Origin of the sequence: Flavobacterium davisii (assembly GCF_042182265.1) — a bacterium.
Taxonomy (GTDB): domain Bacteria; phylum Bacteroidota; class Bacteroidia; order Flavobacteriales; family Flavobacteriaceae; genus Flavobacterium; species Flavobacterium davisii.
Window position 1 is genome coordinate 3,027,302 of record NZ_CP097869.1, and the last position, 12,033, is coordinate 3,039,334.

Below are 12,033 nucleotides of genomic sequence, written 5' to 3' on the forward strand. Positions count from 1 at the left end.
TATTATCAAATATAACAATATTAATCTTTTAATTAAAAAGGAACGTCACTATCATCATCAAAATTATTCATAGTGCTACCAAATGCTTCATTAGGCGAAGGCAAATTAGGCGTAATGAATGGATTAGAGTCTTCTAAATTCATTTTAGAAGGAAGATCGTCAAACTCACTCCCAAATTCATCTAAATTATCAAATTTACCAAGGTGTCCTAAAAATTTTAGTCGTATGTTTTCTAAACTACCGTTACGGTGTTTAGCAATAATAAATTCTCCTTGTCCTTGGGTAGGAGAACGTTCATCATCATCCCATTCTTCTATTTTATAGTATTCAGGACGATATATGAATGATACAATATCGGCATCTTGTTCGATTGCTCCTGATTCACGTAAATCAGATAATAAAGGACGCTTACTAGAACCACGTGTTTCTACAGCACGTGATAACTGAGATAAGGCTATAACGGGTACATCTAATTCTTTTGCTAATGCTTTTAAATTTCGGGAGATTGTTGAAATTTCTTGCTCTCTATTTCCTCCTCCTCCTTTTGCATTTCCTCCTGCTGTCATTAGTTGGAGGTAGTCAATAACTATAATTTTTATATCGTACTGTGATTTTAATCTTCTTGCTTTAGCTCGTAGATCAAAAATTGATAGAGATGGGGTATCATCTATAAAGAGAGGTGCTTTTTCTAGATCTCTAACTTTAACTGATAATTGTTCCCATTCGTGTTTTTCCAACTTACCCGTACGTAATTTTTCAGATGACAAGCCTGTTTCTGAAGAAATTAAACGAGTAATTAACTGAACGGATGACATCTCTAAGGAAAATACAGCTACTCCACTATTAAATTGAATTGCCATATTTCTTGCCATAGATAAGACAAATGCTGTTTTACCCATACCTGGACGGGCAGCAATAATGATTAAATCGGATGGCTGCCAACCTGAAGTAACTTTATCTAATGCGTGAAATCCTGTAGGGATACCGCTTAACCCTTCTTTTCCTGCTATTTGTTCAATTCTCTTTTTAGCTTGAATTACTAAGCTTTGAGCTGTTTCAGAACTTCGTTTGATATTACCTTGTGTAACTTCATAAAATTTGGCTTCTGAACTATCTAGTAATTCAAATACATCTGTAGTTTCATCATAGGCTTCTTCAATAATTTCAGAAGAAATTTTAATCAAACTTCTCTGAATATATTTTTGTAGAATAATACGGGAGTGAAATTCGATATGTGCAGAAGATGATATCTTTTGAGTAAGCTGAATAAGGTAATAATCGCCTCCTGCCACTTCTAACTTACCCATTTTTTTTAATTGAGCTGAAACAGTCAATAAATCAATTGGTTGAGAATCATTAAAAAGTGTAACGATGGCATCAAATATGTATTTATGAGCGTCTTTATAAAAAGCATCGGGTTGTAAGATATCAATTACTTCATCAACCCCTTTTTTATCAATCATCATGGCTCCTAAAACAGCCTCTTCTAAATCAATCGCTTGTGGTGGCAACTTCCCTTTTTCAAGGTTTATTATGGCTGTTTTGTCTACTTTAGCTGGGTTGATGTTTTTGAAATTTTCCATAATGCAAAGGTAGTTTGAAATCTCTAAAAAGAGAAGAAAAAAGACTCCTTAAAGTATTGAGAATTAATGTTAACAATTATTTTATTTTGTTAATAAGAGGTAAAAAAAATCCGAAACCATGGGTTTCGGATTTAAATATATTAAATTTTTATATTATTCTTGATAATGCCCCATTTTACTATACTTATCCATTCTTTGTGTTATTAACTCTTCTGTTGATAAGTTTTTTAATTCACCAAAAGCTTTTAACACATATTCTTTTACATTTTTAAAAGCGGTAGGTTTGTCACGATGTGCTCCACCAAGTGGCTCTGGAATAATTTCATCAATTAATCCATGCTCTTTCATATCTTTTGCAGTTAATTTAAGTGCTTCTGCTGCTTTTTCTTTATGCTCCCAACTTCTCCATAGGATAGACGAACAAGATTCGGGTGAAATTACGGAGTACCAAGTATTTTCCATCATATACACTTTATTTCCTACTCCTATTCCTAATGCTCCACCTGAAGCTCCTTCTCCTATAATTACTGTAATGATTGGTACTTTTAAACGAATCATTTCAAAAATATTTCGTGCAATGGCTTCTCCTTGCCCTCTTTCTTCTGCTTCTAAGCCTGGATAGGCTCCTGGAGTATCAACTAAGGTTAGAACTGGAATATTAAATTTTTCAGCCATACGCATCAATCGTAATGCTTTTCGATAACCTTCTGGATTTGCCATACCAAAATTACGCAACTGACGCATTTTTGTATTAATTCCTTTTTGTTGACCAATAATCATAAAAGACTGACCATTTATCTTACCCAATCCTCCTATCATGGCCTTATCATCTTTTACACCACGATCTCCAAATAATTCTAAGAATACACCACTTGTTAAATTTTCGATGTGTTCTAGGGTGTAAGGACGGTTAGGATGACGAGACATTTGAACACGTTGCCATGCTGTTAAATTTTCATATAAATTCTTTTTCGTCTCTTCTAACTTTTGAGCTAATTGCTCACATGTAGTTGATACATCTACTTGTGTATCTTCACCTATAAGCTGACATTTTTCAATTTGCTCTTCAAGTTCTTTAATAGGTAATTCAAAATCTAAATATTCCATAAGATTTTATATTTCTAGTTGAGTGAACAAAGATAAAATTTTAGATGGAGTTTTAAAGAATTATTTAATCTAAAGTATTTCTATTTCACACAAAACACTTACAAACAACAACTTATATTGCTATTTTATTCTTATTTTTTAGTATTCCATTCAATATTACGGTCGTTAGTATAATAAAAGCTCCTAAATAAAACTGGCTATTCATCTTTTCTTTATCTCCAAAAACCCATAAAGCTAAAATTATGCCGTATATAGGTTCTAGATTAATGGTTAACATTACAGTATAAGGACTCAAATATTTCATAACTTGAACGGAAGCTATAAATGCGTAGGCGGTGCACACAGAACTTAAAACAGCCATCCATAGTAAATCGTTCATAGATATTTGAAAAAACGAGTAATTAAAACTTCCTGTAAATAATAAGAAAAGAGAAAAAAATAAGATTCCGCCTAATAATTCGTAAAATGAAATAACAGTGGGTGTGTCATTTTTTGCTAATTTCCCATTAATAATTGAAAAGGAGGCGGATAAAAAAGCAGAAGTTAAAGCCAATAAAATTCCTTGAAAATATTTCATTTCTACTTTAAAAATTAAATACAAACCTGCAATTACCATTAATCCTAATGCGACTTCGTATAAAATTATTTTTCGTCTAAAAAAAATAGGCTCTAATAGGGAGGTAAAAAAAGCCCCTGTAGATAAACAAGCTAATGTTATGGATATATTGGAAACTTTGATTGCTTGAAAAAAAGTATACCAATGTAAAGCGATAACCAATCCTGCTAGAAGATATCGTATTAGGGATTGTATTGTAATTCTTAAACTAATTTTTGAGAAGAAAACATATATTAGGATAAAAAGAGCTGCTATACTCATTCTAAACCAAACTAATGGCAATGCTTCTAATGTAATCAGGGCACCTAGTACCGCTGTAAATCCCCATATAAAAACGATAAAATGGAGATGTAAATAACTTGTAAACGTTTTATCTTTTAGCATTTTTTAATAAATAATAAGCTAAAACACCAAATACTACATTGGGTAACCAAACGGCTATAAATGCTGGAAAGGAAGATTTTTCAGCCATTGTACCTAATATTTTGTCTAAAAAAATATAAGAAAAGGCAACTGCTATGCCTATTGCTAGATTTACTCCCATTCCACCTCGACGTTTCATAGAAGAAACGGCTACAGCTATTATGGTTAGCACAAAAGCAGAAACTGGTACACTATATTTCTTATATTTAACAACTAAATAAGCATTTATATTAGAAGAACCTCTTTGTTTTTCTTTTTCTATAAATTCATCTAATTCTGTAGGCATTAGAGTTTCTGCTATGTATATTACTGGTGTTAAATCTTCTATTTCAAAATTGAACTTGCAATTTTTACTTATTTCTGATTCTATTATATCGTCTAGTTCTCCAACTTTTCTTTTTGTATAATTGGATAGCGTATAATCTTTTGTTTTAGGGTTGTATGTAATTGAGGTTGCCGTAATTTTTTCAACTAATTTATTTTTATCAAATCGCTCATATACAAATGTGTAGGCTGTTTTTCCTTCAACATTTAGATTGGAAGCATAAACATACTCGTTTTTACTAATTTGTCTAAAGACATCATTTGTTTGGCGCATTTCTTCTCGTCCTCCTCCGATAAGATACATATAACGAAAGCTTCTAAAGCCTTCACTAGATTTTGGAACTAAAAAAAATCCCATGATTAAGGCAAATAGACAAACAATAGTGGCTCCTATTAAGTAGGGACGCAAAAAACGCTGAAACGAAATACCTGAACTCAAAATAGCAACGATTTCTGTATTATTAGCTAACTTTGAGGTAAACCAAATAATAGATAAAAACAAAAATATAGGAAAAAGCAAATTGGCAAAATAAATCACGAAATCGAGATAATAGACAGCTACTTTTGCAAAAGGTACTTTATTTTCTAATATTTTATTAATTTTTTCAGATATATCAATCGTAATACCGATTGGAATAAATAATAAAAGCATAGCTAAAAAGGTAAATAAGTACCTTTTTAGTATGTAACGATCTATTAGTGATAATTTTGAAAATAAATTTGAGAGCATTATAACCTTTGAGCCATTTGTTTAACCATTTTTTCTTTCCATTCACGAAAATCCCCTGCTAAGATATGTCTTCTTGCTTCACGAACTAGCCACATATAAAATCCTAAATTATGAATAGTTGCTATCTGTTTTCCAAGATATTCGTCTGCTGCAAATAAATGTCTTAAATAAGCTTTTGTATATTCAGTATCAACAAATGTATGTCCCATTTCATCAATTGGCGAAAAATCGTCGGCCCATTTTTTATTTTTTATATTAATAACGCCATTGGCTGTAAATAACATACCATTTCTGGCATTACGAGTAGGCATTACGCAATCAAACATATCAATTCCTAAAGCAATGTTTTCTAAAATGTTGATAGGAGTCCCTACTCCCATTAGATATCTTGGCTTTTCTTTAGGTAAAATAGCTGTAACAACTTCTGTCATAGCATACATTTCTTCTGCTGGCTCTCCTACTGACAATCCCCCTATAGCGTTTCCTGCTGCTCCAACATTGGCAATATACTCAGCAGACTGAGCTCTCAAATCCTTGTATGTACTTCCTTGAACAATAGGAAATAAAGTTTGCTCATAACCATACATAGCAGGTACTTTTTTTAGATGATCTACACATCTATCTAACCAACGATGAGTCATGTGCATACTACGTTTTGCATAACGATAGTCACAAGGATATGGTGTACATTCGTCAAAAGCCATGATAATATCAGCTCCTATAGAACGTTGGATTTCCATAACACTTTCGGGAGAAAAAAAATGGTAGGATCCATCTATGTGTGATTTAAATTTTACGCCCTCTTCTTTTATTTTACGATTTGCAGAAAGTGAGTATACCTGATAACCTCCTGAATCAGTAAGAATATTACGATCCCAATTCATAAATTTATGCAATCCTCCTGCTTGTTCCAATATTTTTGTTTGTGGGCGTAAATACAAATGATAAGTGTTTCCAAGAATTATATCGGGATTAATATCATTTTTTAATTCACGTTGATGTACTCCTTTTACAGAAGCAACAGTACCTACTGGCATAAAAATAGGGGTTTCAATAATGCCGTGATCCGTAATTACTTTACCTGCTCGTGCTTGTGTTTGTGGATCTGTATGTAATAATTCGAACTTCATAGTAACTTTTCTTCCAAATTTTAAAGCGCAAAGATAACCTATTGCTTTTAGATTTTAGATTACCTCTTTTAGATTTTTAAAATCTTTAACTAAAAAAGTCTTTACACAAGATTTGTCTTTCGAAAAAATATGAAGTAATTTTGACACCGATTCACAAAAACCTATTTTAAAAATGTCTGACATTCAACAACTAAATGATTTTACAACACAAGTAAGAAGAGACATTCTTCGTATGGTACATGCTGTAAGTTCAGGACATCCTGGTGGTTCATTAGGATGCGCTGAGTTCTTAACTGTATTGTACCAAAATCTAATGACCCGTAAACCAGGATTTGATATGGACGGAATTGGAGAAGATATTTTCTTTTTATCTAACGGTCATATTTCACCTGTTTTTTACAGTGTATTAGCTAGAAGTGGTTATTTTCCTGTTTCTGAATTGGCAACTTTCAGAAAACTAAATTCACGTTTACAAGGTCATCCAACAACTCACGAAGGACTACCAGGAGTGCGTATGGCATCTGGCTCTTTAGGGCAAGGATTATCAGTAGCTATAGGTGCTGCTCAATCTAAAAAATTAAATAACGATAACCATTTAGTCTATTTATTATGTGGTGATGGTGAATTACAAGAAGGACAAAACTGGGAAGCTATTATGTATGCTTCTGCAAAAAAAGTAGATAATGTAATTGCTACTGTTGATTATAATGGTCAACAAATTGATGGATCTACAGATGATGTCCTTTCACTAGGCAACTTAAAAGCTAAATTTGAAGCTTTTGATTGGGATGTTATTGAGATAAAAGAGGGAAACAACATTGAAGCTATTTTAGCTGGAATGACTGAAGCTAAAAATCGTACTGGTAAAGGGAAACCTATTTGTGTATTATTACATACCGTTATGGGGAATGGCGTAGACTTTATGATGCACACGCATGCTTGGCATGGTAAAGCGCCTAATGACGAGCAATTAGCTACTGGATTAGCTCAAAACGCGGAAACTTTAGGAGATTATTAATGCAGTAAGCAGTAAGCAGTAAGCAATAAGCGTACTGCCTAAAGCAATTAAATTATGAAAAAATATACAAATCAAGGAAGTAAAGACACGCGTTCTGGTTTTGGAGCGGGTATGACTGAATTAGGTCAAAAAAATGAAAATGTGGTAGCTCTTTGTGCCGATTTAATAGGATCATTAAAATTTGATGATTTTAAAAAAAATCATCCTGAACGCTTCTTTCAAATAGGCATTGCAGAGGCTAACATGATAGGCATTGCAGCAGGCTTAACAATTGGGGGAAAAATTCCATATACAGGTACTTTTGCTAACTTCTCTACAGGGCGTGTTTATGATCAAATTCGCCAATCTGTTGCTTATTCTGACAAAAATGTAAAAATTTGCGCCTCTCATGCGGGGTTAACATTGGGAGAAGATGGTGCTACTCACCAAATTTTAGAAGATATTGGATTAATGAAGATGTTACCAGGCATGACGGTGATTAACACTTGTGACTATAATCAAACGAAAGCTGCTACAATAGCTTTAGCAGATCATCATGGTCCTGCTTATTTACGCTTTGGTCGTCCTGTAGTACCTAATTTTACATCTCCTGATGAACCTTTTGTAATTGGAAAAGCTTTACACCTTAACGAAGGTACAGATGTTACTATTTTAGCAACAGGACATCTTGTATGGGAAGCCTTACAAGCTGCCGAATCATTAGAAGCTAATGGTATTTCTGCTGAAGTAATCAATATACATACTATTAAACCGTTAGATGAAGAGGCTATCTTACAATCAGTAGCAAAAACAGGATGTGTAGTAACAGCTGAAGAGCACAACATATTGGGTGGATTAGGTGAAAGTGTTTCTAGAGTATTGACATTAAACTTACCTGCTCCTCAAGAATTTGTAGCTGTCAAAGATTCGTTTGGCGAGTCAGGAACACCTGAACAACTAATGGAAAAATACCAGTTAAATGCCCCTGCTATTGTAGAGGCCGTTAAAAAGGTAATCAATAGAAAATAATTTTTTCACATAAAAAAACTATCCTAAAAGTTAACTAATCAACTACGAAGAGAAATAATGTAATTATGATTTTCTCTACACTCTTTGTCATTAACAAACTAAGTGCGATTATTTGGTACTTTTAGGATACTTTTTTATTCAATTCTAATAACTATTTCGGATCAAATAGAATTTAGGAAATTTAATTACACTAACTGATAGTATAAAAACTGAACCTAATTTAACCCAGATTACGCATTAGACCCGAGCGTAGCGAATAGACGAAGTAAATCTATTCCACTTTATTTTTCTTCAAATTCAAGCACGTACTCAAATTTTAATCATCAAAATAGTTCACTATTTCTTCTTCTAAAATTTTCCGTGAGCACTTGAATTTATTGAAAAATTTTGTTTCACAACCAAGTCTAATGCGGAATCTGGGTTTAACTAAAAATCTTAATAAAGAAAATCCGAAAACACACCAAAAACAAAGTATCTTTATCTATCGTTTGATGTTTTTTTCTAAATCCATTATTTTTCTACTTTATAAAAAGTCTTTAAAGAACGAACGATATATACCAGAATCTAAAGTTGTATATTATTTCAAACCCGAATTTTACATTAGAAATTTATTACAGAAAAGGGCTTTGACACTAAAAAAGATACTTTTTTCGTTTTCAATTAGATTGTCTTAAAAGTTCGTAATCTTAATCATTATAAAACAATAAAATGATATAACATTGATAATATGACTTCTCCCTTGAGGTAAAATTACGAACTACTCGTTAAATTACGGCTTTTGTCCCCACATCTGAGAGAAAATTTTTCCGTGCCTTTTTATTTTCTTTACCTTTTCATCTTTAGCACGAAATCGAATGCAGAATTTAGATCAAACGATTTCATATTTATTTTTATAAAAAAAGGACCTAGATAACAAAATCCAAGCCCTTAAGTTTTTAACTTCTTTTAACAAAAAAGATATTATTTTTTATTTAATGCTGCTGTCATATCTGATGAAATAGCAGAGCGTTCCATCTTTATTTTTCCAGCCATAGTTTCTACGATTACTGTAGTTTCTGCTAGTTCTGCTATTTTTCCGTGAATTCCACTTTTAGTAACAATCTTATCTCCTACATTTAATGAAGATTCAAATTCTTTTTCTTTTTTTATTTTTCGTTGCTGTGGCAATATTAAAAAAACAAACATTACTACAAACATTAATAAATAAGGTAAAAATTGTGTCATTTTATATTAATTTATCGTTTTATACTATCTAAAATACTAAAATTCACATAGTATTTTACTTACTATTTTCTACTAAGATATTGGCTTTAAAAGTTAAAATTTCGTTTCCTTGTTCCGTATTTGTTAAAAGAGCAACTGATTTAGTTTGTTGACCTGACTTACCTTTAGAATTAAAAATTATTTTGATCTCTCCTGATTCTCCTTTTTTTACGGGTGTTTTAGTCCACTCAGGAGCAGTACATCCACAAGAAGGGCGAACTTCTATTACATATAAATCATTTTTACCTGTGTTGGTAAATTTAAAGATATGTTCTACCTTATCACCTTGTTTGATGGTTCCAAAATCATGTTGAGCGCTATCAAATTCAATTTTAGGATATTCACCTGGTTTTAATTTCTTTTTCATGCTCTCTTCTTGCATAGAAAGCATACCTTGAGGCATAACTAAATTATTACTATTTACTTGTTGAACTTCAAATTCATCTTTTGATCTACAAGCAACTAATGAAAGGATTGTGAAAATTGCAAAACTGTATTTTTTCATATTCTTATTACATTAAGCCACGGCCTGACTTTTTTAATTTACCGTTTGTATTAAACTCTTTTACTAAATTATCTAAAATTCCGTTGATAAATATAGAGCTTTTTGGCGTAGAATACTCTTTTGCAATTTCTAAATATTCGTTAATTGTTACTTTAACAGGTATCGAAGGGAATTTTAATAATTCACAAATTGCCATTTTTAAAATAATAGTATCAATTTCAGCAATACGTTCTATTTCCCAATTAGGTGTTTTTTCTGAAAATTCTTTAGCAAGAGCTGTTTCGTTTAATGTCGTTTTACGGAAAAGTTGTGATACGAATTCGCGATCTTCAATGTCATTAAATAACTTAGGAACGAAAAATAAATCCTCTTCGTTTTTGATAGCTTTCAATTGTTTAAGTATAAAAGTATTAATCAAAGGAATATCGTCAATCCAAGTTAACTTATGATCTTCTAGATATTCATAAAGTTTAATATTTGGAGCTAAAATTTCGGTGAATAAATTAATGATAAAATCTTTGTCTTCTTGGAAATCATTGATGCGATTAGTCATATACTTCTTGTATAAATCGCTTTGTTTAATTTCAGTAGTAAAAATCTTAACATATTCCTCATGTATATGCCAGTCGTTAATTTTACGATCTGCTAATGCTACGGAAAGGGAGTTACTTTCTTCTAAAAGATGAAGAATTTTATTGTTAATAAATTTTAAATTGGGATTTTTTTCTTCTCTGGTGGCTAAATATTTTTTGCTAGATAAATCTAAAAACTCTTCCTCTTTATTTCGTATTTCTAATAATAAAGAAATGGTTACAAGATATAAGTCTTGCATATTGTCGATACTATTAAATAAGAATTTTTCTTCTTTTTCAATATTATCAGAATGGTTTTGATGCATTGCGTATATGGTTTGCATCACTTTTAGTCGGATATGTCTTCTATTTAACACCTTTGTAAGAACTTTTAAAAAATTAACGAAGCGAAAGTTTTTCTTTCGCTTCGCAAAAATACATATTTTTTAGAGATTAAAACACTTTATCGTAAAGAAGTAACTTAATAATTTTGTTACATTCGTAGTTTTTTAATCTATGAATTATTTAGCTAATTCTTTCTTTTTTAAATCAATACGATTTTGAGCTATTTTGAAAGCAGCTTCATGAGTTGTAATATTGTTAGCATTAGCATAGTCAAATATTTCTAAGGTAGTATTAAAAATATTTTCTGTTCTACGCATAGCTTCTTCTTTACCGTAATTAGCTATTTCGCCATATACATTAATAATACCACCAGCATTAATTAAAAAGTCAGGAGCGTATAAAATTCCTTTTTCTTTTAACATTTGTCCATGACGTAATTCATCTGCTAATTGGTTATTAGCAGCACCTGCAATTACTTGTGCTTGTAATTTACTGATTGTTTCGTCGTTTACTGTAGCGCCTAAAGCACAAGGTGCATAAATATCTACATCTACACTGTATAAATCGTCTCCTTGGAAAATTTTAGCACCGTATTTGTTTCCTATTTCACTTAAACGTGCTTCGTTAATATCCGAAATAATCACTTTTGCACCTTCTTTTGTCAAATAATCTACTAAAGTTTCTCCTACATGGCCTATCCCTTGCACTAAAACTTTTTTTCCGTCCAAATTTTCAGTACCAAATTTATACTTAGCAGCAGCCTTCATTCCCATATACACACCATACGCAGTAACGGGAGAAGGATTTCCTGATCCACCAATTGCTTCAGAAATACCTGTCACATGTGTTGTATGCTGACGTATTAAGTCCATATCTGGAGTTGTTGTACCAACGTCTTCAGCTGTAATATAACGTCCGCTTAATGAATGCACAAACTGACCGAATTTAGCAATCATTTCAGGTGTTTTATCAAGCTTTGAATCACCTATAATTACTGCTTTACCACCACCTAGATTTAAACCAGAAATAGCTGATTTAAAAGTCATTCCTCGAGACAAACGTAGTACATCATTTAATGCTTCCCATTCGTTTGTATATTTCCACATTCTAGTTCCTCCTAATGCAGGACCTAAAACCGTGTTATGGATACCAATTATTGCTTTTAAACCAGTATCTTTGTCATGGCAAAAAACAATTTGTTCGTGATTATCAAATGAAACTTGACCAAATACAGGGTCAACTTTATGTAATTCACTTGCTTTTACAGATTCAGTAATCATAATGAATGTTTTTAAAATAGTATGGTTTGTTTTTTTTACAACCGTTGCAAAATTACGCTTTTCTATTATTTTTTTGCAATTATAAGCTAAAATATTTACTTCTAATTACAAAAAATAAAATTTTATTAT

11 protein-coding genes are annotated in these 12,033 nt (G+C 31.7%); 2 read left to right on the forward strand and 9 right to left on the reverse strand.

Annotated features, from left to right (window positions below; all coding sequences use genetic code 11):
• Positions 1-32 precede the first annotated feature (32 nt).
• The 5 genes from dnaB to tgt all read right to left on the reverse strand — a co-directional run bounded on the left by dnaB (position 33) and on the right by tgt (position 5,913).
• Positions 33-1,583, reverse strand: coding sequence for a replicative DNA helicase (gene dnaB / locus NAB20_RS12995; protein WP_088392773.1), 1,551 nt, complete (start codon positions 1,581-1,583; stop codon positions 33-35).
• A 153-nt stretch (positions 1,584-1,736) separates the two neighbouring features.
• Positions 1,737-2,690 (reverse strand): acetyl-CoA carboxylase carboxyltransferase subunit alpha, encoded by a 954-nt coding sequence (locus NAB20_RS13000; RefSeq protein ID WP_105195365.1) that lies wholly within the window; start codon positions 2,688-2,690, stop codon positions 1,737-1,739.
• 112 nt (positions 2,691-2,802) lie between these two features.
• Positions 2,803-3,690, reverse strand: a complete 888-nt coding sequence (locus NAB20_RS13005) for a DMT family transporter (protein ID WP_105195366.1) — start codon at positions 3,688-3,690, stop codon at positions 2,803-2,805.
• A complete protein-coding gene (locus tag NAB20_RS13010; protein WP_088392767.1) occupies positions 3,677-4,783 on the reverse strand; it encodes an LptF/LptG family permease in 1,107 nt (368 codons plus the stop codon). Before NAB20_RS13010 ends, NAB20_RS13005 begins: the two co-directional genes overlap by 14 nt.
• The gene (gene tgt / locus NAB20_RS13015; RefSeq protein WP_088392765.1) at positions 4,783-5,913 is read right to left on the reverse strand and encodes a tRNA guanosine(34) transglycosylase Tgt; all 1,131 of its coding nucleotides are present in this window, start codon (positions 5,911-5,913) and stop codon (positions 4,783-4,785) included. Before tgt ends, NAB20_RS13010 begins: the two co-directional genes overlap by 1 nt.
• A 172-nt stretch (positions 5,914-6,085) precedes the next feature.
• Here tgt and NAB20_RS13020 point away from each other — a divergent pair, with 172 nt between their 5' ends.
• Positions 6,086-6,931, forward strand: coding sequence for a transketolase (locus tag NAB20_RS13020; RefSeq protein WP_088392763.1), 846 nt, complete (start codon positions 6,086-6,088; stop codon positions 6,929-6,931).
• Positions 6,932-6,985: 54 nt separating this feature from the next.
• Entirely contained in the window at positions 6,986-7,939 is a 954-nt protein-coding gene (locus tag NAB20_RS13025) for a transketolase family protein (protein ID WP_127822849.1), read from the forward strand.
• 960 nt (positions 7,940-8,899) lie between these two features.
• Here the strand turns inward: NAB20_RS13025 and yajC are convergent.
• From yajC to NAB20_RS13045, 4 genes are all read right to left on the reverse strand, one after another.
• Positions 8,900-9,163, reverse strand: a complete 264-nt coding sequence (gene yajC / locus NAB20_RS13030) for a preprotein translocase subunit YajC (protein ID WP_088394095.1) — start codon at positions 9,161-9,163, stop codon at positions 8,900-8,902.
• Between the two features lie 55 nt (positions 9,164-9,218).
• The gene (locus NAB20_RS13035) at positions 9,219-9,707 is read right to left on the reverse strand and encodes a DUF1573 domain-containing protein (RefSeq protein ID WP_088394093.1); all 489 of its coding nucleotides are present in this window, start codon (positions 9,705-9,707) and stop codon (positions 9,219-9,221) included.
• Positions 9,708-9,714: 7 nt separating this feature from the next.
• A complete protein-coding gene (nusB, locus tag NAB20_RS13040; protein ID WP_088394099.1) occupies positions 9,715-10,623 on the reverse strand; it encodes a transcription antitermination factor NusB in 909 nt (302 codons plus the stop codon).
• Between the two features lie 177 nt (positions 10,624-10,800).
• Positions 10,801-11,904 carry a Glu/Leu/Phe/Val dehydrogenase dimerization domain-containing protein gene (locus NAB20_RS13045; protein WP_088394091.1) on the reverse strand — a complete coding sequence of 368 codons (1,104 nt, stop codon included), beginning with the start codon at positions 11,902-11,904 and terminating at the stop codon, positions 10,801-10,803.
• Between the last annotated feature and the right edge of the window lie 129 nt (positions 11,905-12,033).